We start from the raw sequence: 22,380 nt of genomic DNA on the forward strand, positions 1-22,380 counted from the left end.
CTTAAGTTTTATTTGTTTGTATTGGAATGACCAGAAAAGGAATAGTTAAATGAAATCCAATCTGATTGATTGTAGATTTAAAAAACAAGTTCTCAAAAAATGAATGCTTGTTATTAATCATGACCAACATATTTATTCGCGATTTTAATTGAAAATTAGTGATGGCCTGAGGAACAGTTTGACCACTTACACTATGATATAAATGTGCTACTTCTTTAAAATAATCTTCTAGATTTTGTTTATTCTTTTCTTGTTGTTCAGATAAATCATAGCCATAGGACACATTTAGAATATTAACTCTGGAGTTATAAAACGATAAAATATCCAATATCGGTTTTATGTGATGATCTTGATAATGAACCTCATAATCTGTTGGAAACAAGACTTCATGAGGAGCTTCAAATTCAAAGTTTTCTGGTATGGCCAATATGGGACATTTTATATTTTTAAATACGTGTACGGTGTTTGACCCAAATAACACTTCTATGGCACCTGTAGCGCCTTTAGTTCCCATAACAACGTAATCTATACCCTTCTCTATTACAACCTCTTTAATTTCAAGTATAAGTGTATTGAAAGCGGATATGCTTTCTATGGTATGTTTTGGATTATTAAATTCCTTTTCTATTTTTTTTTCAAAGGTATCCAAATGTTTTAAAGAGTTTTCTCTAATCACGTCGCCTAAACCAAATTGAGCAGGACTCACTAAAACATATTCTACATGATAAATAGCCGGTGTATAGGTATTTAACAAATAGAATTTACAAGTATCATTCTTAAAGAGTTGTAACGCGTACTTGATAGCATTCCAAGAGTTTTCAGAAAAATCGGTGGGAAGAAGAATCTTTTTCATGATATACGTTTTAGTTAATAGTTTAAGGTCGTCTCATATTTTGCAATGCTAGAAATGGAATACCCAGATTTAAACTCAATTCATCTATAGTGCTCGATTGAAACAAAATATTCTCTAAAAATGAATGTCTTGTATTGACCATAACTAGCATATCTATTTTATTCTGTTTGATATATTTATATATAGAATTAATAATGTGTTTGCTTTTTACGGTTTTAAAATGGGTTGGGGTTTTGCATAACTCCTCCTTTATGAAATTTTTATTATCGAGTTGCCGCAAGGATAACTTTTCACTTAATGATATGTAAAGTATGTCTATAACTGCTCTATAGGGGCAGGCCATTTCGCAAAGCAATTTTAATTCTCTTCGTTTATATGGGATCAAGAAATCGGTAGGGAAAAGTATATGCTTAGGTTGCGTGTATTGATATTGCTCTGGTATGGCCAGTACAGGACATTGTACATATTTTAAAACTTGCAAGGTATGACTCCCGAGCGTTATTTTTTTATCATTTGTTTTACCTCGGGTTCCCATGACAATGATGTCTATGTTTTTATCATCAACAATTTTATCTGCTTCATCCATTAACAAATTATTAGATGATATAATCCTGTAAATATGTCTTGGATTTGGAGATATTTGTTTAATTTTCTTTAAAATACTTCCCAATTGTTCTTCAGAGGTCTTGCTAACCTGTGTAGTCACTTTTTCTAAGCCTAGATTATTTAATAATTGATCATCTGTATAAATGTCATCTTGGTAGGCGTGCATAATGTAAAACACGCTTTTTTCATATTTAAAAAGTTCTAAAGCGTACATGAGCGCATTCATAGCGTTCTCAGAAAAATCGGTGGGAATTAATATTTTTCTCATGGCCATCAATTATTATGACTAAAGTTAAAAATTAAACCGTTTTAAAACTATGATATATATCAGATTAAAGAACTGAGCAAGTCTTCCTAGTTATTTAATTGCCTATTTACAAACAAAAAAAAGGAATTGTTAATCATAACATTCCCTTTTTTCTTCACAACCTAAGCATGTGAATTGATTAATAGCCACATTTAAAAGATAGAAACAGGAAGCCAAAACTTCCTGTTTCCTCTTTAAAACATTCGATTTTATCAATTAACCTTTTCTAATCATCAATACACCTAATGAAAGTTATATTAAATCTTCAGTTAAATAATATCTTCAAACGTTTCTAAACTAGATTAAGCATTTTTACAATGAAATCTCTAGTTGTTTTGATTAAAACAGGAAGCCGAAACTTCCTGTTTTCCCAAAGTATCTAATGTCATCATCTAACGTTCAGTTTTCTACAATATCCTCCTTATCGCTAAAGACTACACTGAGGTTGTTCTGCCAAACAATAGCTTCAAATACTTGGTTTCGGCATTATCGTTTTGCAACAACAATACCTATTTTTTATAACTATGTAAAAAACTTTTTAATTATGATGCCAATTTAAATCTCTTTTTTCTATTTGGAAATGATATATCAGTTTCGAAACAAAATGGCATCGGTATTAATGCGTCATTTTATTAAAAACAGGAAGCCGAAGCTTCCTGTTTTCCCAAAGTATCTAATGGCATCACCTAACGTTCAGTTTTCTGCAATATCTTCTTTATTTCTAAAGACTACACTGAGGTTGTTCTGCTAAACAATAGCTTCAAATACTTTGTTTCGGCTTCATCATTTTTCAATAACAAAACCTATGCTTTATAAGAACCAGAAAGCCGGAACTTCCTGGTTCTTCAAAGTACTTAATTTCATTAATGTATCTTATAATTTTCTACAATGAACCCCTTATCACTAAAAGACTACATTGAGATTTATTCGGACACATAATAGCTTTAAATACTTTGTCCCGGTCTCATCATGTTATAATGATAAAACCTGATTTTTATTTTGATTTTTATTTTAAAAGAACGTTGTAATTACAGGCTAATTTAAATGACTTAATCTTACTAGGAAATGATATCCATCAGTTTTGAAAAGAAATTTATATTGGTACAATAACATAAGCCATATTCAATAGAAAAAGCCCTATTAAAAATAATAAGGTGTAAATAACCTGTACCAGTTTGATATTAATAAATTCCAACCAAGCTACTGTAGGCTTGGGAAATATAAACAATGATAAGCCCATAAACAAAGAACTCCAACCAATGATGGTAATAATGAAGGTCCATTTAGGTTCCCAAATGTTGTGAATTAATATATTGATTAAGCCTATAATAATGGCTAAAAATGCACCAATAATTAAAAATTTCTCATCCTTAAGATCATTAAAAACCTGCTGAATCCGTTTGGGGTTAAAACTTAATATCAAAAAGAAAATAATGAGGTACCAACCCCAAAACTTCGCTAAAAAAATAGAATGGTTCATAATCTTTTTTTTTCATGTAACACTAAAAATGGAACATCTGTATGGTAACTTGTAGGCTTCCCAAAACCTATTAACATGCTGGTTAAATAGTAATGATATAAACTGACGACTTTAAAAACAGAAAATAATTAACCTAAGATTTAGCCCGTAACTGATGGTTATCATTTTCTAAATTGATTTATGTGGCTATTTTTATTTCATATTAACTTTTAAAAGTTTGAATTATGAAAAAATTAATGCTCGGTTTATTTCTTATGGGATTAACCACCCAAATCTTTGCTCAAGACCCCACACAATTACCAGAAGTTGTTATTGTACATAATTATAAATACTTAAACAGTGTAAACTCGGAAGATGTAGCTATACCAGTTGAAAAATTACAATTAAAAGTGAGTGATTTTAATGTAAAAAACTTAGATATCTATTCAGACGAATATGATTTATATGATGTTTATTTTATTATTCCAGAAGGGAAAATACTTGCATCTTATAATAATGAAGGTGATTTATTGAGCACAGCCGAAAGATATAAAGATATCAATTTGCCTTCACCTGTTTTGAAATCAATTGTGAATAGATTTCCAAATTGGTCTATTTCCAAAAATGTATATTTGGTTAATTATCATGACACTGGCAACATAAGAAAATTATATAAAATTACCTTGGAGAATGGTAAGCAACGTATTAGAGTTAAAGTGGATGATCAAGGCAATTTTCAATAACAATTAATTTAAATATTCAACCCCCATTTATCCATGTGATTAAAAGACGCCATATCTTAAAAACATACATAAGTATTAAAAGCATTTCCAACTTTTCGGGAGTGCTTTTTTATGTGCTTCTCTCAACAGACTCATTACCATAAAAGCAAAAATCAGTCGTGTTTTGATTGGACTTCTAGAATTAATTTACATTACACCATGGCTACTTTGTCATTATGAAACATCCATAACTAAAACTTGATACCCAAGTGAAATGATTAAATGGATGTCGCATGTGACCAATAAAAAACAATAAATATAAACACATGAAATATATCATTGTAGCACAGATTACATAACTATATTTTTAATGGTATAATTTAAAATAAAATAATGAACACAAAATCTCAATTTTTAAGTGAGTCTATCCTAAAACTTCTTAATTATCGAATAGAGCAAGAATAATTTTTATCAAAATTATATCCCTCTATGTCACTTTGGACAACAAATACAGACTTTTTGGGAGCAGGTAAATTATTCATAAAATATAGTGAAGAAGAACTCAAACATGCCGATAAAACCAGAGAAGTATTATTGGCAAATGGGCTGCAACCCATAACACCTGCTTTATCAAAACCCGAACAGGATTTTAAAAACCTTCTAAATGTTATAAAATTAGCTTTCAATCATGAAACAGAAATTACAAAGCAATGCTATGCACTAACAAAATCTGCTTATAATGAAGATAATTATATGGTTGCCGAATTGGGGTTATGGACAACTTAGGGATGAACATTATTTAGTGGAACGTTAATGGCCTACGCGCCATAATAAAAAAGGTTTTTTTTTGAATCTATTAAGCAATTAAACCCAGATATACTTTGCATTAAAGAAACAAAAGCTCAAAATATTGAGTTTACAAAAACAATATCTCCTTTAAACACCTATAAACTGTATTGTAATTCGGCAGATAGAAAGGGGGATTCTGGAGCAGCGTTATTAAGCAAAACTGTTCCAAATACCATTATGAATACTATGCACCGAGGCTAAAGTTGTTGTCTGGGCACATAATTCGCACATAGGTAATGCCTTGTCCACAGAAATGTATACCAGAGGTGAAATTAATATAGGGCATTTATGCAAGGAACATTTTGGTTCCAAATCTTATCACATAGGATTTGGAACGCATATAGGAACGGTTGCTGCTGCTAAAAACTGGGGTGGTACAATGGAAGTGATGGCTGTTAACAATTCAGTGGAAGGAAGTTATAAAAATCTCTGCCATAAAACCAACATTACAAATTTCACGCTGCATTTACGCGAAAATGATTCTAATAAAAAACTAATGGGATTTTTGAGTATTCCAAAACTTGAACGTGCCATAGGGGTGATTTACCAACTAAAAACAGAACTTATGAGTCACTATTTTCAGTGCCTTCTTGCGTCACAATTTGATGAATATATTTGGTTTAATGAATCAAAAGCAATAACCCCTATTTCAGCGAAAAAACAAGCGACCAAACTCCTTAAAATTCATCCTTTTGGCTTTATTGACACATAAATTATAATCTGCTAGTGTTCATTTCGCATGGGCTTTATTTAAAAGATAATTCACCGTTTTATCTTCTACTTGATCAAAATCGTCATAAAACTGTCCAACTGCCCGAAAATTTTCTGGTGATAAAATGTAAATAACCTCATCAATGAAAGGTGACTTATGAAGTTTGCGCAAGGTATCAGGTGGTGCAACGGGTATTGCCACAACTATTTTACTTGGCTTTTCATCATGAAGCATTTTTATTGTAGACAAAATAGTGTTACCTGTGGCAATACCATCATCCACAATAATCACTGTTTTATCCTTGATCTCCATAGGCTTTTTATTTCCATAATACATTTTATAACGCTTTTTAAGAAGCTCTTTGATCCTGTTTGTTTCATCTTCAATATATTGAGGTGCTACATTTCTTGCTGCGTCACTTAAAATTCTACTTTTTAACGTGGCTGCACCAATGGCAAATTCCTTATGATAAGGATGTCCGATTTTTTTAGAAAGTATCACCTCTAATGGTAATTTTAGTGCATTGGCTATAATAAATCCCAAAGGAACACCGCCTCTTGGTATCGCCATAATAATGGCATTGGAATTCTTATATTTTTGTAATTTTTTTGCCAGTATTTCAGCAGCTTCATTTCTATCTTTGAACTTCATGATATTTTACTTTAAGTATTTATCAAACCATTTGTTAGTTAACCGTGCCACCTCTTCTAATTTACCTGGTTCAGAAAATAAATGTGTAGCACCTTCAACAATCTCTATTTTCTTAATTCCAGCCAGCTTAGAATAGGCCTTTTGGTTCAATTCAATAACCATATCATCATCACCTCCTACTATTAAAAGTGTTGCACATTTAATTTTATGTAAAATGGGTAATGCCAAGTCGGGTCGTCCACCTCTGGAAACTATGGCTTTTATTTTATTTCCCAGTTCTGATGCGGCATATAAAGCAGAGGCAGCGCCTGTACTTGCCCCAAAATAACCAATAGCCGCATCTGTAAACCTATCTTGCTCAGCCATAAATGTGGTTGCATGTATTAGTCGTTGTGCAAATAAATTGATATCAAATCTGTTTTCATAGATGGTATCTTCTGCTTCAGTCAATAAATCAAAGAGCAATGAGGAAAAGCCATTTTGCTGAAGTAGATCAGCGACATAGTTATTCCTACTACTCAACCTACTGCTACCGCTTCCGTGTGAAAATATAATTAATCCTTTTTGATTCTTAACATGTCTAATTCGTCCCATTAAGTTTATTTCTGAAATGGGAATATTAATGTCTTTGTAGGTGTTATATATCGTTTTCATCTATTTATGGTTTTGTTTTTATTAAGTTCGTATATGATTGGCCAATCAACATTTTCATCTATTCTAATATTTTTCTCTTTTATTAATGAGTTTAGTTCTCTTACTAACACAGTACTACAGTCTAATTTTAAAAATAAGGCTTGAAAATCTTGTATAAAATGATTTATATCAGCACAGCTTCTAACGGTGCTTTTAAAGAAGAAAAAGCCTTTTAAGATTGATTAATATCATTGCCCTAATTTGTCCACTGTTATATTTTTATTTTACAATAAATAATACGTTATCATGAAAAATTATAAAAAAGCATTTCTGATAATATTAGTATTACTGTTCTCAAACATATTGTTTGCACAAAATAAATGGTCAGCAGAATTTAGACCAGGTATTTCTGAAGATTTTAAATATTCAAGCATTAAAACAGGCTTTGGTTTTGAAGTTACTGTTGCATATCGCTTTATGGAACACCTTTCTGCTTATGCTGGTTGGGGCTATAATAATTTTGGAATTGAGGATTCAGATTTCGACTTAGATGGAACAGGATATGCTTTCGGGTTACAGTTTATTCGTCCAATAGGAAGTCCTGAATCACTATCTTATCTATTCAAAGTTGGCGATAGCAACTTGGGATTTTGAAAATGATTATAAATATGTTGGTGTTGTTGGTAAACCAAAAATCAATAATGCTAAACTGATTTTTGAAGGTGAAATGTGTGAAAAGAGAAAATATTGTTCACTTTTAAATCAGAGCAATATGATTTTTTTGACGCTCCTACCCGCTTGTTTTTCATGAAGGCAAAAGTTACTGGTATGCTCACAAAGAAGACGCTACTGTGCAAATTAAATTAATGTCATTAGTATTGGTCAGACACTACGGTATTTGGTGCCAATGCTCTATTTGTAGTTACCCAAGTATTACAGCTATTGGGAGCGCTAACCTATCCTTATGACGAAATATTCATATATGCTTTTTCACTTTGCATTGTCTTCCCTTTTTTGATTGAAATACCGGCGTTACATTATGTTACTCCTCAAGAGAAAAAGTTTTGGAACCACACTGCATTGATTTTTACCATAATTTATGCCGTATTCGTTACAGCGAACTATGTGGTGCAATTGGCTACAGTTATTCCAGCAATGTTAAGGACGGAAGGAAAATTCAACTTCTTATCCAAACGCCGCATTCTTTATTTTGGGATTTTGAAGCCATAGGATACATCAGCATGGACATTGCATCTTGTTTTTTACCACCTATTTTCAAAAAAAAAATTCAACGTAGGATACGAATTGCTTTTTTGGCAAACGCACTGGTTATTATACTACTGTCTTGCCAAAAACCAGACCTTAGACCTGTATGTATGATGATCCAGAAAATTCTGAGTTGCTCCTAAAAGATCAACATTGTTCAAACTGACAAAAATCATTGTAGCAAAAGCACTCCTTACGTACTTTTAAGTGATAGTCAGCGATACCTAAAACCCAACGCGATATTTCAAATCGTTGAGTTCTGCAATATATTCGAATTAAAAATATAAATGATCCGACCAGATGAAAAGATACACCCTTAATTTACCGAATATATTTTATTTCTCTAGCAGCTTGGTATTGTTTATTTGGTTGTTAATTGCTGCCAAGGTTCTTATTATGCCTATTTTATTCAGTTTTTTTTTGCTTTGATGCTAAAGCCTATTGTAAGCTTTTTTGAGAAAAGAATTCGAAATAAAATCCTTTCCATACTGATGGCTTACCTAGTTGCGGTATTTCCGCTAGTGGTCTTGATTCTATTTTTTTTCAATCAGTCCAGAATTCTATTTATGGGACTTCCATCTGTAAAAGGAAAATTGGAAAGCATTACTTCTGTATTTATGGATTGGCTAAATCGGAAATTGCAATTGGATCCCCAAACATCGTCAGATTGGATTTCTGAAAATTTTGGTTCATTTTTGGACGTCTCAGTGGGTTTTTTACAGGATAGCTTTGAATCTGGCACGGCACTCCTCGCATATATCACGTTGATCATTCTGATTACCTATTTTATGCTATTGTACAGGACCGCATTCAAAAATTTTATGATTTCGCAAGTAAATCGAGGTAGCAGAAAAACACTGGAGCAATTATTCGGTCAAATACAAAAATTGACCAAACGCTATATGATCGGTCAAGGATTGGTCATCATTATCCTAGGACTTCTAATTGGAACTGGCTTGTGGTTAATAGGTGTTCCCTATCCTTTTTTCTGGGGATTTTTAGCAGGGTTTCTTGAGATTATTCCTTATGTGGGCACCACTATTGGAGGTGTTCTACCATTTACATATATGTTGCTTGTATCCGATACCTTATGGCAGCCATGGGCGGTTATTGGCCTTTATATCCTAATTCAGCAAATAGAAGGTAATCTTATTTCTCCCAATGTCATGGGACCCAGTATTAAGATCAACCCACTATTCATCATTCTCGGTCTTTTTTTGGGAGGATTTATGTGGGGCATATCCGGTATGATTCTCGCCTTACCGATGCTAGCAGTTCTGAAAGAGGTTTTTAGAAGTTTTGATGCACTGGCACCTATCAGTTACTTAATGGAAAATGGCCTTTCTAGAAAAGGGAACATTTTTCTAGACGAATTTGATAATCCCAAACATCGTTTTTTCGGCCTTTTCTTTGAAGAAATAAAAGATAAGCCCTAAACATATAGATCTCGAATGAAAATGATAACCCAGATTCTTAACCATTAACGAAATGGTTGTCAATAGCATATGCTATTTTAGGGTTCCCGCCATTACGAGGCTCCAAATATTCTAAATGACATTAAAATCAAGTTTAAATAAATACCATTGCTGGGTTCATGTGTATTTTTTTTCTAAAAAAAGAATAAATAAAGCATGCTATTATGACATATATCATTTCATAAAACAAGGTATCATCTTAGATTTATTAGGTTAAAAAACCTTACTATGAAAACAATACTATATGGCACAGATTGTACTGATAATGATGCCAATGCATTAAGGTATGCTTATCGTTTTAGCTCTATTATGAAAGCGGATTTACATGTTTTGCACGTTTATGATTTTCCCCCAATTAACTTTTTAACAATTCAACCTAAAGAATTATTAAAAAAACGCATGCAACAAGAGCAAAAAGATATTTTAACAAATTACTGTACAAAGCATCTTAAAAATGAATTTCGCCAAAAACCCATTACCATACATGCCGTTGAAAATGTTTCAATTATTAATGGTATTCTTGATAAATCTAAGATGCTACTACCAAATTTGGTCATTTTAGGTATGAAAGATAGTCGCAGCAAAAGAAGATATTTTTCTAGTAACATAGCTGAGGCTCTTTTGGATAAAATTGAACTACCAATATTGATAGTGCCAAACGGTTTAAGGCATGAGGGTCTTTCAACAATAGTTTATGCTACAGATTTTGAGAAAGAAGACATAATGTCTATAAAAAAACTCATAGAAATTGCAATCCCGTTTGGGGCACTTATAGAAATTATTCATGTTTTTGAAACGGAACACTATCACGCCAAAGAAAACATGGAAAGATTTAAGAACATCCTTTTAAAAGAGGTTTCATATTCGGAAATTACGTTTAGAACGATCACGTCTGTCAAAGTTAAATCTGGTTTGTTAAGTGTTTTAAAGAAAGAGCACGCCACTATGTTAGCTATGTTAGCTATGTTAGAACGTAAACACAATAGTGGTTTTAACCTATTTTCACGTAAAGATTTAGTAAAAGATATAGGTGCCACGGTCTCCATACCGCTACTCGCTTTCAGTAAACATAGTACAAAATCTAAAAAAGCAAATATACCCGGTAACAAAAAAATAATGGAATATTGAACAGTTTTCAAAATCAACCTAACTGATTGATATCATTTGCAAAGCACTCCCATGCATGTACTTTTAAGTTAAACTATTATGGTTTGATTTAAAATCGTATTATATGAGAACAAATTCAAAATTAAAGAAGATATCTTAGATGAATTAGCATGGCAACCAAGTATTGACGAAACTCAAATTGGAGTGATTGTAGAAAATGGTATTGTAACGTTAACAGGAGTTGTTGATTCTTATGCTAAAAAGGCAGCTACCGAAAAGGCCGTTTTAAATTTAATACGAGCGAAGGGCGTAATTAATAATGAAGGGCATAATTAATAATATTAATTCAAAACAAGCTGTAGAACATTTTGAAATTTAAAACACAATTAACAAAGCATTTGAAATATCTGCTGAACTTGAAGCAAAAAACATTAAGGTTGAAGTAGATGGTCGTGTCGTTAAATTGTCTGGCACGGTATATTCACTAGCAAAAAAAAGAAGAGGCTCGTAAAGCTGTTTTTTTGCTCCTTGTGTAAAGTAGAAAATAATTTACGGGTAGATTATTATCCAGCGTATGTATAAATCCTTACTGATACGTTTACTTTTTTATTGTAAAACGCCTTGATAATTTTAAAATTGTCAGGGCATTTTAAGAAATTATTGTTATCAGTTTTAGGTTTTAAAATAGCTTTCTTTTATCAAAATGAAGAATATTAAGTTTTTGAAAAATAATATAAATGATAAAAGTACCACATTCATTATCAGTACAAGAGGTTACTAAAAAACTACAAGTTAGCCCAGATGATGGATTGACAACTTCTGAAGTAAAAAAACGTCAATCCAAATATGGAGAAAACATACTTACCTATAAAAAGGCAAAAAGTGGTTGGCTTATATTATTTGAACAATTTTTAAATCCTATAATTTATGTTTTAGGTACTGCTTCTATTTTAGCATTTGCATTTAATGAATGGTTGGAAGGATTTGCAATACTCACTGTTATTCTTTTTACAGCCATTATAGGTTTTTTTATGGAATGGCAGGCATTACGCTCTTTTGAAGCGCTTCAAAAGATTGCACAAACTTCTGCGCAGGTGATAAGAAATGGTATTACAAAACAATTAAAAACACGCTTTTTAGTTCCGGGTGATATTATATTACTAACCTCGGGTGACGTTATTCCTGCTGATGCCCGTTTAATTACATGTCAAAGTATGGCAGTTAAAGAAGCCGCTTTAACTGGCGAGAGTAATCAAGTAGAAAAAAACAAAGCTAAACTTTCTATACAAACACCTATGGCCGAACGTTCCAACATGGTTTTTAAAAGTGCTATAGTTGTTAGAGGTTCGGCAAAAGCTGTTGTTACAGCTATAGGAGATCAAACGTATATTGGGCAAATAAGTAATTTGGTACAAGATGCCCAAAAAGAAAGATCACCTTTAGAGAAAAAACTAAATAAACTAAGTATTTGGCTTATTTGGCTTACGTTATGTCTAGCTTTTTTAATAGTTATTAGTGGCTATATTAATGGGAAGGACATCACCTTAATGATAAAAACGGGTATTGCATTGGCAGTAGCCGCCATTCCAGAAGGATTGCCTATTGTGGCAACAATTGCCTTAGCAAGAGGAATGGTAAAACTATCAAAAAAGAATGTTATTATTAAAAAACTTGAGGCAGTACAGACATTAGGAGAAACAAACATAGTATGCACTGATAAAACAGGTACACTTACTCAAGATAAAATGTCAGTTCATAAACTTATAATGTATGGCAGTGTTTTAGACTATAAAAACTTAGAGAATAAAGAATCAATTAGACATTATTCTGAAGAACATTTAGCATTAAACAAAATTATTGAAGTAGCTGTATTGTGTAACAATATTCAGTCCAAAAAATTGGATAAAAATCCTGATTCTATAGAAATGGCTTTAATCGATTTTGCTTATAAAATTGGCTATAATGTTGTGGAAATAAGACAAAAGCATCCAGAAATTAAAGAAATTCCTTTCGAATCTGAAAGTAAATGGATGGCTACCCTAAACCTTTACAGCACTGGCTATCAAGCATGTGTTAAAGGGGCTTTTGAAAGTATAATTAATCATTGTAATTACATTTTAACAAAAGATGGTGTAAAACCATTTATTGATAAAGCAGCATGGTTCAATCATGTTAAAGAGCTTTGCTCTAATGGATTAAGAACTTTAGCCTTTGCTTTTAGGTATACTGATAATAAGCCCAAACCTAATATGCTGGTACAGGATTTAGTATTCTTGGGAGTTATTGGTTTTTTTGATCCTCCCCGTAAAGATGTAAATCAAGCCATAGAAACATACAAAAATGCTGGGATTAAAGTGGTAATGATAACTGGAGATCATCCAGATACTGCCAGAAAAATAGCCGAAGAAGTTGGATTAATAAACTTAAAAGATAATGCAAACACGGTTATTCACGGAAAATTGATTATGGATATTGATAATCTTAGCTCCGAAAAAGAAGAAACCATATTACATGCTAAAGTCTTTGCTAGAATGACACCAAAACAAAAACTAGACATGGTATGTTTTTATCAAAAACATAATGCTATTGTAGGTATGATTGGTGATGGTGTTAATGATACACCAGCTTTAAAGAAAGCCGATATAGGTATTGCAATGGGAATACGTGGTACCGAAGCTGCTAAAGAAGTAGCTGACGTTATTTTAATGGATGACAGGTTTACTTCAACCGAATTAGCTATTCGTCAAGGAAGAACTATTTATGAAAACATTCGTCATTTTGTTGTATATCTTCTATCTTGTAATTTTGCAGAGATTATTTCAATTGCAATTGCTGCAATATTTAGTTTACCACTCCCATTATTACCCCTTCAAATACTTTTTCTTAACCTTGTTACAGATGTGTTTCCTGCATTGGCTCTGGGTATGGGTATGGGTAAAAAAGATATAATGAAGCAATTACCACGTGATCCTAAAGAGCCTATTATTACTAGAAAACTCTGGATATCCACAATTATTTATGGCATGTCTATTACCTTGGCTGTTATTGGTATTTCATTTTATGCACACATAATTTTGGAACTTCCTTATCGAACAGTTAACAATATGGCTTTTTTTACGCTTCTTTTTGCGCAACTAATTAATGTATTTAATATACCTCATCGTCGTTTTTCTTTCTTTCAAAACGAAGTTACCAAAAACCTTTGGGTTTGGCTCGCCCTTATACTTTCATTGCTAATAGTTGTTACAGTATATCTCATACCATTAACCAGAAAAGTACTTTTACTTGTGCCATTAACAATGGACCAATTTATAACAATTGGTGTTTTTGTCTTATGCTCTCTATTAATTTCTCAAGCTATTAAACGTTTTGGAGGAACTGTTTAGAACTTGTTTATAATCACATACTTGCTTTATAATTGAAGGAATTGGTATTTCAAACTGATCAATATCATGGTAGACAACTATAAAATATAATAGTTTTACTAACATGTAATGGTTAGTTTTTTAACTATAACAAGCTGTAACCTATAAAAACAAAATAATAAACAGATGAAAGGGTTAGAAAAATATGGAATTCTTTTGAGTCCAACAGAAAACGAATTCGAAAATGATGGTGTCTTTAATCCAGGTATTTATCAAGAAGGAGACACCGTACATATTCTATACAGAGCAGTACAACATGGTAATTTTTCCACCATAGGATATGCTAAAACAGATGGGGCTTACAAAATAAAAGAGCGCTATAATTATCCTATAATAACACGTGAATTAGATTACGAAAAACACGGTGTAGAAGATCCAAGGATCACAAAAATTGATGATACTTACTACATAGTTTATACGGCTTATGATGGTATTAATACGTTAGGGGCATTAGCAACTTCAAAGGATTTGGTTCACTTTGAAAAGCATGGTATCATAACACCCCAGCTCAATTATAAAGAATATGAGAAATTAGTAAAGTGTTGTGATAAAAAAGGATTAAACCCTAAATACCATCATTACTTTCGTCTTTTTGCCGAAATTGGATTAGTGGATGAAAAATCCAGACTTTTGAGGGACAAAGATGTTGTTTTATTTCCAAGAAAAATAAACGGAAAATTTGCTATGTTACACCGCATTTGGCCAGGAATTCAAATAGTTTATTTTGATGATTGGAAAGATTTAACAAAAACCTTTTGGGAGGATTATATTAAGGATTTAACAGATTATATTGTTTTAGACCCTAAAGGCATTTTTGAAGTTAATTATATTGGTGCTGGCGGGCCTCCAATAGAAACTGAATACGGTTGGTTGTTAATTTATCACGGTGTTCAAGAAACAACAAAAGGGCGAACATATCATGCCAAAGCAGCATTATTGCACATAGATAAACCCGAAATTGAAATATCAAGGTTATTATATCCTTTATTTTCTCCAACAAAAAAATGGGAAAAATATGGTATCGTAGATAATGTTGTTTTCCCCACAGGACATGCCGTATTCGGGGATGATTTATATGTGTATTATGGTGCAGCCGATATGTACACTGGTGTTGCAAAAATGAGTTTAAGCAGGCTATTACAAGAATTAAGAAAGCAACCCTAAAAAAGGATACTATGAAATTTTTAGAAAGAGGAATGAAAATGTTAATTGTCGGGTCGTATCCACCAAGAAAATGTGGGATAGCAACTTTTTCTAATGATACTGTTAACGCCATTGGTAATATGTTTGGGAGTACACTACCCATAGAAGTATGTGCATTACAAAATGAAGGACCACCTTTGTCTTATGGAGAAGAAGTATCCTATATATTGAGTACTTCAATTTTAAAAAATTACCGTTTAATTGCTGAAAAAATAAATGAAAGAAATGATATTGGTTTAGTTTGTATTCAACATGAATTTGGGTTGTATGGTGGGGTATTAGGAGATTACTTATTAGCATTCTTGCTAGCATTAAATAAGCCGGTTATCACGGTTTTTCATTCAGTATTACCTAACCCAAATGAAAAGAGAAAAAAAGTTATTCAAACTATCGATGCACTTTCAGACAAGCTCATTGCACTTACTAGCATATCTAAAGAAATACTTATAAATGATTACAAATGCTCACAACATAAAATTAGAATAATACCGCATGGGACTCATATTGTTCTTTGGGAACAAAAAAACGCATTAAAGCTTAAGTATGAATACCATAATAAAATTGTGTTATCAACATTTGGTCTGCTCAGTGAAAATAAAAACATAGAAACCGCTATATATGCTTTAAAAGATGTTGTAAAAAAACATCCTGATGTGGTTTATTTGGTTATTGGTAAAACACATCCCGAAATCATAAAAAGAGAAGGTGAAGTTTATCGTAATCGGCTTTTGGAGATTACAAAAAAACTTAAGCTACAGGACCATATAATCTTCATCAATAAATATTTAAAATTAAAACAATTACTTGAATATTTAACATTGTCCGATATCTATTTATTTACTTCCAAAGACCCTAATCAAGCTGTTAGTGGCACATTGGTTTATGCTTTAAGTTGTGGTTGTGCTGTAATTTCAAATCCCATACCTCATGCTGTAGAAACATTGAAAAACGGAAATGGTTTATTATTAGAAAACTTTGGGGACAGTAATGAAATCAAACAAAAAATATTAGATCTCATAGAAAATAAAAATAAGCGTGTTAACATGGCTAAAAATGCTTTTGCAAACATTCGGTTTACAACTTGGGAAAATGTAGCAATAAAATACGGATTGCTTTTTGGAAAACTAGCGGAACGTATAGAAGATTTAAGGTTTAATTTACCCCCAATTAAACTAGATCATATTAAAAAACTAACTACCAATCATGGCATACTGCAATTTTCTAATTTTAGTGAACCAGACATAAATTCTGGTTATACTTTAGATGATAATGCCAGAGCTTTAATAAATATGGTTATGCACTATAATTTATATCGAAAAAAAAGCGTGCTTAACTATGCTGATATTTATTTAGGCTTTATTGAAAATATCCAGAGAGAAAATGGTTGGTTTGACAACTATCTGAACTATGAGCTCCAGCTAACAAAGGAAAATTACGAAACTAATCTTGAAGATGCTAACGGTAGAGCCGTTTGGAGTTTAGGCTATGTTATAGGGCATCAAAATATATTACCTTCTGGTTTTATTCATCGGGCAAAAAAATGTTGGCATAAAACTATAGATAGAATAGATGATATGAATTCCCCCAGAGCAATAGCATATACTATTAAAGGACTGTGTCACTATTATGCATCATACTCTGAAGAATCTGTAAAAAGCAAAGTAGAAAGATTAGCCAATAAGCTTTTACAACATTATAAGGTAAACTATGAAGAAGGTTGGCATTGGTATGAGGATTATATGACCTATGCCAACAATATCCTGCCAGAAGCTATGATGTACAGTTACTTGATTACTAAAAATGAGGATTATAAGAAAATAGCAGAAATTACTTTTGATTTCTTATTATCACAATATTTTATGAAGCGTCAAATAAAAGTAATCTCGAACAAAGGGTGGTTTAAGAAAAAAAACGAACGTGAATTTTATGGCGAACAACCTATAGAAATAGCTACCACTATTATTGCACTGGATTTATTTTACAGAATAACCGGTAAAACTAGGTATAAGAATCAACTTGAAATTGCCTTTAGTTGGTTTTTAGGTAATAATCATCTTAATCAAGTTATGTATAATCCTATAAATGGAGCCTCTTATGATGGTTTGGAAGACACACATGTAAATATTAACCAAGGAGCAGAATCTACCTTATGTTTTTTTAAGGCACAAATGATAATGGATAAATATACTAGAAAAGTAACTGTTTACAATCTTCGTAAAGCAGAATCCAAAGGGCAATGGGACAGTATTTTCCCAACAATTTTTAGTGATTAAATTTTAAAAACACAAATTAATTTATAATTAATTTGATTGTCTGTAAAGAATCATAAATGTACAAAGCACATCATTCTAAACTTGTTTCAGAATCTCATAAAAATATAAATCAATATAATTATATGAGGCGTTAAAACGAATTTAGGGTAACGTTAAGTCAATGACAAAAAACGGACATAAAAAATTAGTTAAAAGCCTGTATTTAATTTAAACCTACAGGCTTTTTAATGTATTAAATAACTCCTAATTATAATAACCTAATCCTGCAAAATGCTAAAGCATACCTTGGCAGTAACCCTATACATTTCTATTTTATTATTATTTACCGTTACCTGCATATCTTGTACATATACAGACTTAATTTTTTTTATAGTTTTAGAGGCTTCATTTACTATGTTTTTAATGGCATCTTCAAAACTAATGGGAGAGTTTCCCAAAATCTCAACTACTTTTAATACGGACATAATTTCTAATTTTATAATTAATAAATATGAATATAAAAGTTAATATCATATTATGAAATGATATAGATCATTTACAACCAATAATTAATCAACTAAATAATCTCTCTAGTATTCGTTGCTATTTCTCTTTTCCGGATTTTTTGTCGTTACTTTTTTCTTGCCGTTCCAATTTTCTAAAATAGGCTCGCGTTAAAAAATTGTGCTTTAAGGCTTCCATGTTCTGGTTGAACCTATCTGTGCCCTCATTTATGTTTTTGATTGCAGACTTTAAATTATTGACCAAAGACGTGTCCTTTAGAATATAACCATAGGCACCTTCACTAGAACTGAAATCATCAACAACGGTATTGATATTTGCCAAGACAGTTTCAATCTCAATACTTGAGGTTTCAAGATGACCAACAATGTTTTTTAGTTTTATGCCAGATATAGTGTCATTCATCAACATGCCCAAAACGGTGCCGTCATTTGTTTTTATCGAAGAGATGATTGTATTTAATCCGTTAATTGCATTTGTTGCCCCTCTACTAGCAACTCTGAGGTTGTTGACGGATCGCTTTAAACCTTCTGCCATGATCGTATCATTCAATAGCACACCCAAAGTACCTTTGCCCTCAATCATAGCGGTTGTGATCTTTAATAGATCCGAGGTAAGGATCGCGGCATTTTCAGAACCCACACTTAAGGTGCTCAAAATATCATCTGCTCCCAATTTGCTATAAGATTCAATAATATCGCCATTGCCAATGGCTTCAGAGCTCCCCTTGCCCGGAACGATATTGACAATCATGTTACCGACCAACCCGTCTGAGCCAATCGTAGCAATGGCATTCTTTTTAATGTGGGCCACAATAAATTCTTCAATGGCCATGTCTACCTTGATTGTAGAGTCATTAACCATGGCGATCTCTTTAATTGTCCCGATGCCAATTCCCGAGTAGCGTACATTGTTCCCTTTTTGCAAGCCATTTACATTTTGAAAAAAAGCACTTATTGCAAATGTTTTTTTGAACATGTTTTGCCGCTGCCCAATTACATAAACACCCACAATAAACAAAACCGTGCCTATGATGACAAAGAGTCCTAACCGTAATTTTTGTGGGCCTGTATCTCTCATAGTTCTTGTTTAAAAAAAGCTTTAATTTTGGGGTCCTTTAAGGTTGATAATTCGGCAAATGTTCCGACAGCGTAATCGATGCCGTCTATGAGCAATATCATCCTATCCGAAATAACCCGTGCACAATCCACATCATGGGTGATGATGAGTGAGGAGGTGCCATATTTTTTTTGAATGTCCTGCATCAGGATAATAATTTCCTTGGCCGTTATGGGGTCCAATCCACTAGTGGGCTCATCATACAGTATTACTTTTGGTCGTAGAATAAGGGTTCTTGCCAAAGCTACTCGCCGTTTCATCCCTCCAGATAGTTCTGCCGGCATTAAATCGATGGCACTCGCTAAACCGACATTTTCCAAAGCTTCAACAACCAACTTTTCGGTGTCAACGGTTTGATCATTTTTTCTGGTATGCCGCCGTAAAGGAAACTCCAAATTTTCTCGGACAGTCATGGAGTCATATAGTGCGCTGCCTTGAAATAAAAAGCCAATATCTGCTCGTAGCGTATCCAGTGCACCCTGATCCAGTTTGGTAATGTCCCTGTGCATTACCGAAATAGAACCGCTATCGGCTTCCATGAGCCCTACCAGGCATTTGATCATCACCGATTTTCCAGAACCTGACTTCCCCATGACCACTAAGTTTTCACCGTGGTACAATTGCATATTGAAGCCATTAAGCACATGGTTATCTCCAAAGCCCTTATGCAAACCTTTAATTTCAAGAACAACCTCTTTATCTGGTATGTTATGGAGCTCTGTCATAAACCATAAAATATATCGGTTACCAAAACAGCCATAAAATCGATAATAAACAATAACAATGATGAAAAAACAACCGCAGAGTTTGCTGCCTTTCCAACACCAGCCGTTCCTTTTTTACAATAGTAGCCCTTAAAACAACCCACAAGGCCAATGGCCAGACCAAAGAAAAATGATTTAATGGTTGCAGGCACAATGTCACCAAATTCCAACGAATCGAACACCTTGTTAAAATAGAGAACAAAGGAGACGTTACCTTTTACGCTTTCAACCAAAAAAGATCCAAATAACGCAATCGCATCTCCTACCACCACTAATAACGGAAGCATTAACGTGACCGCCAATGCCCGGGTCACCACCAAATATTTGAAAGGGTTGGTTCCAGACACTTCCATAGCATCAATTTGTTCTGTTACGCGCATAGAACCCAGTTCCGCACCTATACCGGAGCCAATTCTACCAGCACAGACCAAGGCCGTAATTATTGGGCCAATCTCCCTTACGATAGAAATACCGACCATGGACGGCATCCATGATACGGCACCAAATTCCATGAGGGTTGGACGGGTTTGCAAGGTCAGTACGAGTCCAATTATAAAACCTGTAATGCCTACCAGTACTAAGGAGCGATTTCCCATATTATAGCATTGGCGCCATAGTTCCTTCAATTCAAAAGGTGGTTTGAAAACATTGTTAAAAAAACGTGCCGTAAAGTAGGACAGCTCCCCAATTTCAACTAAGAAGGCCTTTAATTGGGCACGTATATTACCGAATCCTGACATATTGAATATAGCATTCTATCCAAATGTATGGCAATCGCGGTATACGTGAAATGATAAAAATCATTGGTCTGATAAATATCATTTCGAGCAAGTGGCCTTGATTGTAATTTTCCGCAAATACTTATAGTGGTGAAAATAGGTTTGGTACTATCAGGTGGCGGTACAAGGGGCATTGCCCATGTTGGCGAAAAGCCTTGGAGGAAAACAATATTTTCCCTACACATATTGCAGGGGCAAGTGCCGGGGCCACTGTGGGCGCACTATATGCCCATGGTTACAGCTGGAAAGCCATTTTAAGGTTTTTTAAGGACATCCAGGTATTGGACATAAAAAAATATGCTCTTGGCAAACCTGGGTTTATTGATACTGAAAAGTTTTATCCCCAATTTAACGATTATATAAAAGAAGACCATTTTGATGCCCTCCAAAAACCATTATATATTACTGCAACAGATATTTTAAATGGACAGCGTAAAACGTTTCACTCTGGACAACTTATCAAGCCCATACTTGCTTCTGCAGCATTTCCTGGTGTATTTGCGCCTGTAAAAATTGAAGGTTCTTGTTATGTTGATGGCTACAATGCCATAACCATTAAGGATTTAAAGCATTCGCATCATGGGATAGAGCACGCTTTTAAACTAAGGCCGGTTAAAGGTGGCCGTTCAAAATTTAGCGATTGCGATTTGGTCATTTCCCCAAAGGAGTTGAACAAATACGGAACGTTCGATAAAAAATACCTCGATGGTATTTTCAATATAGGCTACCAGGCCACTGTCAAGGCACTCAACAGGGATCCTTTGTTTAAGTTAAAATCCACTCTTAGGGTTAGTTGAACTGAGCATTATCATTTCAATAACTCTCAAGGACATTTATCTTTAAATTTAGATTAAAGACTTTCTTAAATTTATAATATATAGTATGTCTGTAAGCAAAAAAAACAGTAAAAACCTTAGAATTTAAAACAACTTAAAATATTAAAATGGAAACACTACAGGAAAAAGAAGACAAGGTATCTATACCCCGAATTGGAGATATGGCGCCAGAATTTGAAGCAGTAACCACACAAGGGAATATCACGTTCCCTAATGATTATGTTGGAGAATGGGTTATTTTATTCAGTCATCCGGCCGATTTTACGCCTGTTTGCACCAGTGAGTTTATAACCTTCGCCCATCTCGAAGATAAATTTGCCAAAGCCAATTGTAAGCTGGTTGGTCTTTCTATAGACGGCTTATACAGCCATATTGCTTGGTTAAGAACCATAAAAGAAAAAATTGAATTCAACGGCATGAAAAACGTTGAAGTAAAATTTCCATTAATTGAGGACATTACCATGGAGATTGCCAAAAAATATGGCATGATTCAACCAGGAGAAAGCAAAACGCAAGCTGTAAGAGCGGTGTTCTTTATTGATCCAAAAGGTATTATTCGAGCGTTAATTTACTATCCTTTAAGTTTAGGACGAAACTTTGATGAAATTTATAGAGCCCTGATTGCGATGCAAACATCAGATAAGTTCGCTGTGGCCACCCCTGCAGATTGGACACCAGGAGATGATGTAATTGTGTCACCAGCAGGGTCATGTGATCAAGCGCAAGAGCGCATGATTAATACGGATGAATTGGAATGTGAGGATTGGTTTTTCTGCACTAAAAAATTAGACAGAGACACTATTTTAAGTGATATTTTAAAAAATTAACACAAAAACTAAC

General features: G+C 33.3%; 20 protein-coding genes and 1 pseudogene. 12 read left to right on the forward strand and 9 right to left on the reverse strand.

What is annotated here, in order from left to right; genetic code table 11:
• Position 1: 1 nt before the first annotated feature.
• The 3 genes from FAF07_RS17305 to FAF07_RS17315 form a co-directional block, all read right to left on the reverse strand.
• The gene (locus tag FAF07_RS17305) at positions 2-853 is read right to left on the reverse strand and encodes a universal stress protein (RefSeq protein ID WP_142786302.1); all 852 of its coding nucleotides are present in this window, start codon (positions 851-853) and stop codon (positions 2-4) included.
• A gap of 22 nt (positions 854-875) precedes the next feature.
• Positions 876-1,727: a universal stress protein gene (locus tag FAF07_RS17310; RefSeq protein WP_142786303.1), complete on the reverse strand. Its 852-nt coding sequence runs from the start codon at positions 1,725-1,727 to the stop codon at positions 876-878.
• A 1,132-nt stretch (positions 1,728-2,859) separates the two neighbouring features.
• Entirely contained in the window at positions 2,860-3,246 is a 387-nt protein-coding gene (locus FAF07_RS17315) for a hypothetical protein (protein ID WP_142786304.1), read from the reverse strand.
• A 224-nt stretch (positions 3,247-3,470) separates the two neighbouring features.
• Here FAF07_RS17315 and FAF07_RS17320 point away from each other — a divergent pair, with 224 nt between their 5' ends.
• The 3 genes and pseudogenes from FAF07_RS17320 (at position 3,471) to FAF07_RS17330 (ending at position 5,508) form a co-directional block, all read left to right on the forward strand.
• The gene (locus FAF07_RS17320) at positions 3,471-3,968 is read left to right on the forward strand and encodes a nicotinate-nucleotide adenylyltransferase (RefSeq protein WP_142786305.1); all 498 of its coding nucleotides are present in this window, start codon (positions 3,471-3,473) and stop codon (positions 3,966-3,968) included.
• A gap of 459 nt (positions 3,969-4,427) precedes the next feature.
• Positions 4,428-4,733, forward strand: a pseudogene (locus FAF07_RS17325) (ferritin-like domain-containing protein); the annotation flags it as partial.
• 316 nt (positions 4,734-5,049) lie between these two features.
• On the forward strand, positions 5,050-5,508 hold the full coding sequence (locus FAF07_RS17330) for an erythromycin esterase family protein (protein WP_246067731.1): 459 nt from the start codon (positions 5,050-5,052) through the stop codon (positions 5,506-5,508).
• A gap of 18 nt (positions 5,509-5,526) precedes the next feature.
• On the opposite strand, the gene FAF07_RS17335 is transcribed toward FAF07_RS17330, so the two are convergent.
• Together FAF07_RS17335 and FAF07_RS17340 are read right to left on the reverse strand one after the other, a co-directional pair.
• Positions 5,527-6,159, reverse strand: coding sequence for a phosphoribosyltransferase (locus FAF07_RS17335; protein ID WP_142786308.1), 633 nt, complete (start codon positions 6,157-6,159; stop codon positions 5,527-5,529).
• A gap of 6 nt (positions 6,160-6,165) precedes the next feature.
• Entirely contained in the window at positions 6,166-6,813 is a 648-nt protein-coding gene (locus FAF07_RS17340) for a dienelactone hydrolase family protein (protein ID WP_142786309.1), read from the reverse strand.
• A 285-nt stretch (positions 6,814-7,098) separates the two neighbouring features.
• Between FAF07_RS17340 and FAF07_RS17345 the strand changes: the two genes are divergently transcribed.
• The 7 genes from FAF07_RS17345 (at position 7,099) to FAF07_RS17375 (ending at position 17,541) form a co-directional block, all read left to right on the forward strand.
• Positions 7,099-7,446, forward strand: coding sequence for a porin family protein (locus FAF07_RS17345; RefSeq protein ID WP_142786310.1), 348 nt, complete (start codon positions 7,099-7,101; stop codon positions 7,444-7,446).
• A gap of 977 nt (positions 7,447-8,423) precedes the next feature.
• On the forward strand, positions 8,424-9,494 hold the full coding sequence (locus FAF07_RS17350; protein WP_262710934.1) for an AI-2E family transporter: 1,071 nt from the start codon (positions 8,424-8,426) through the stop codon (positions 9,492-9,494).
• A gap of 267 nt (positions 9,495-9,761) precedes the next feature.
• Positions 9,762-10,661 (forward strand): universal stress protein, encoded by a 900-nt coding sequence (locus FAF07_RS17355; protein WP_142786312.1) that lies wholly within the window; start codon positions 9,762-9,764, stop codon positions 10,659-10,661.
• Between the two features lie 120 nt (positions 10,662-10,781).
• The gene (locus FAF07_RS18920; protein WP_142786313.1) at positions 10,782-10,976 is read left to right on the forward strand and encodes a BON domain-containing protein; all 195 of its coding nucleotides are present in this window, start codon (positions 10,782-10,784) and stop codon (positions 10,974-10,976) included.
• 401 nt (positions 10,977-11,377) lie between these two features.
• Positions 11,378-14,026, forward strand: a complete 2,649-nt coding sequence (locus FAF07_RS17365) for a cation-translocating P-type ATPase (protein WP_142786314.1) — start codon at positions 11,378-11,380, stop codon at positions 14,024-14,026.
• A 165-nt stretch (positions 14,027-14,191) separates the two neighbouring features.
• On the forward strand, positions 14,192-15,229 hold the full coding sequence (locus FAF07_RS17370; RefSeq protein ID WP_142786315.1) for a glycoside hydrolase family 130 protein: 1,038 nt from the start codon (positions 14,192-14,194) through the stop codon (positions 15,227-15,229).
• Positions 15,230-15,240: 11 nt separating this feature from the next.
• On the forward strand, positions 15,241-17,541 hold the full coding sequence (locus FAF07_RS17375) for a glycosyltransferase (RefSeq protein WP_142786316.1): 2,301 nt from the start codon (positions 15,241-15,243) through the stop codon (positions 17,539-17,541).
• A gap of 257 nt (positions 17,542-17,798) precedes the next feature.
• Here FAF07_RS17375 and FAF07_RS17380 read toward each other — a convergent pair whose 3' ends face one another.
• The 4 genes from FAF07_RS17380 to FAF07_RS17395 form a co-directional block, all read right to left on the reverse strand.
• Complete coding sequence (locus FAF07_RS17380) at positions 17,799-18,005, reverse strand: dodecin family protein (RefSeq protein WP_142786317.1); 207 nt, start codon at positions 18,003-18,005, stop codon at positions 17,799-17,801.
• Positions 18,006-18,123: 118 nt separating this feature from the next.
• Positions 18,124-19,122, reverse strand: a complete 999-nt coding sequence (locus FAF07_RS17385) for an MlaD family protein (RefSeq protein ID WP_142786318.1) — start codon at positions 19,120-19,122, stop codon at positions 18,124-18,126.
• Positions 19,119-19,886 (reverse strand): ABC transporter ATP-binding protein, encoded by a 768-nt coding sequence (locus tag FAF07_RS17390; protein ID WP_142785882.1) that lies wholly within the window; start codon positions 19,884-19,886, stop codon positions 19,119-19,121. Before FAF07_RS17390 ends, FAF07_RS17385 begins: the two co-directional genes overlap by 4 nt.
• Complete coding sequence (locus FAF07_RS17395; protein WP_142785881.1) at positions 19,883-20,665, reverse strand: MlaE family ABC transporter permease; 783 nt, start codon at positions 20,663-20,665, stop codon at positions 19,883-19,885. The genes FAF07_RS17390 and FAF07_RS17395 overlap by 4 nt, the downstream gene beginning before the upstream one ends.
• 194 nt (positions 20,666-20,859) lie before the next feature.
• Here FAF07_RS17395 and FAF07_RS17400 point away from each other — a divergent pair, with 194 nt between their 5' ends.
• Both FAF07_RS17400 and FAF07_RS17405 read left to right on the forward strand, forming a co-directional pair.
• The gene (locus FAF07_RS17400) at positions 20,860-21,501 is read left to right on the forward strand and encodes a patatin-like phospholipase family protein (protein ID WP_317130307.1); all 642 of its coding nucleotides are present in this window, start codon (positions 20,860-20,862) and stop codon (positions 21,499-21,501) included.
• Positions 21,502-21,647: 146 nt separating this feature from the next.
• Positions 21,648-22,367 carry a peroxiredoxin gene (locus FAF07_RS17405; RefSeq protein WP_142786319.1) on the forward strand — a complete coding sequence of 240 codons (720 nt, stop codon included), beginning with the start codon at positions 21,648-21,650 and terminating at the stop codon, positions 22,365-22,367.
• Positions 22,368-22,380: the final 13 nt, after the last annotated feature.

The organism is Changchengzhania lutea (assembly GCF_006974145.1).
GTDB lineage: Bacteria > Bacteroidota > Bacteroidia > Flavobacteriales > Flavobacteriaceae > Changchengzhania > Changchengzhania lutea.

What these genes read in the sequence shown, in the direction of transcription:
- FAF07_RS17305 (WP_142786302.1), bottom strand. Translation starts at nt 853, where the DNA reads ATGAAAAAGATTCTTCTTCCCACCGATTTTTCTGAAAACTCTTGGAAT.
- FAF07_RS17310 (WP_142786303.1), bottom strand. Translation starts at nt 1,727, where the DNA reads ATGAGAAAAATATTAATTCCCACCGATTTTTCTGAGAACGCTATGAAT.
- FAF07_RS17315 (WP_142786304.1), bottom strand. Translation starts at nt 3,246, where the DNA reads ATGAACCATTCTATTTTTTTAGCGAAGTTTTGGGGTTGGTACCTCATT.
- FAF07_RS17320 (WP_142786305.1), top strand. Translation starts at nt 3,471, where the DNA reads ATGAAAAAATTAATGCTCGGTTTATTTCTTATGGGATTAACCACCCAA.
- FAF07_RS17330 (WP_246067731.1), top strand. Translation starts at nt 5,050, where the DNA reads ATGTATACCAGAGGTGAAATTAATATAGGGCATTTATGCAAGGAACAT.
- FAF07_RS17335 (WP_142786308.1), bottom strand. Translation starts at nt 6,159, where the DNA reads ATGAAGTTCAAAGATAGAAATGAAGCTGCTGAAATACTGGCAAAAAAA.
- FAF07_RS17340 (WP_142786309.1), bottom strand. Translation starts at nt 6,813, where the DNA reads ATGAAAACGATATATAACACCTACAAAGACATTAATATTCCCATTTCA.
- FAF07_RS17345 (WP_142786310.1), top strand. Translation starts at nt 7,099, where the DNA reads ATGAAAAATTATAAAAAAGCATTTCTGATAATATTAGTATTACTGTTC.
- FAF07_RS17355 (WP_142786312.1), top strand. Translation starts at nt 9,762, where the DNA reads ATGAAAACAATACTATATGGCACAGATTGTACTGATAATGATGCCAAT.
- FAF07_RS17365 (WP_142786314.1), top strand. Translation starts at nt 11,378, where the DNA reads ATGATAAAAGTACCACATTCATTATCAGTACAAGAGGTTACTAAAAAA.
- FAF07_RS17370 (WP_142786315.1), top strand. Translation starts at nt 14,192, where the DNA reads ATGAAAGGGTTAGAAAAATATGGAATTCTTTTGAGTCCAACAGAAAAC.
- FAF07_RS17375 (WP_142786316.1), top strand. Translation starts at nt 15,241, where the DNA reads ATGAAATTTTTAGAAAGAGGAATGAAAATGTTAATTGTCGGGTCGTAT.
- FAF07_RS17380 (WP_142786317.1), bottom strand. Translation starts at nt 18,005, where the DNA reads ATGTCCGTATTAAAAGTAGTTGAGATTTTGGGAAACTCTCCCATTAGT.
- FAF07_RS17385 (WP_142786318.1), bottom strand. Translation starts at nt 19,122, where the DNA reads ATGAGAGATACAGGCCCACAAAAATTACGGTTAGGACTCTTTGTCATC.
- FAF07_RS17390 (WP_142785882.1), bottom strand. Translation starts at nt 19,886, where the DNA reads ATGACAGAGCTCCATAACATACCAGATAAAGAGGTTGTTCTTGAAATT.
- FAF07_RS17395 (WP_142785881.1), bottom strand. Translation starts at nt 20,665, where the DNA reads ATGTCAGGATTCGGTAATATACGTGCCCAATTAAAGGCCTTCTTAGTT.
- FAF07_RS17405 (WP_142786319.1), top strand. Translation starts at nt 21,648, where the DNA reads ATGGAAACACTACAGGAAAAAGAAGACAAGGTATCTATACCCCGAATT.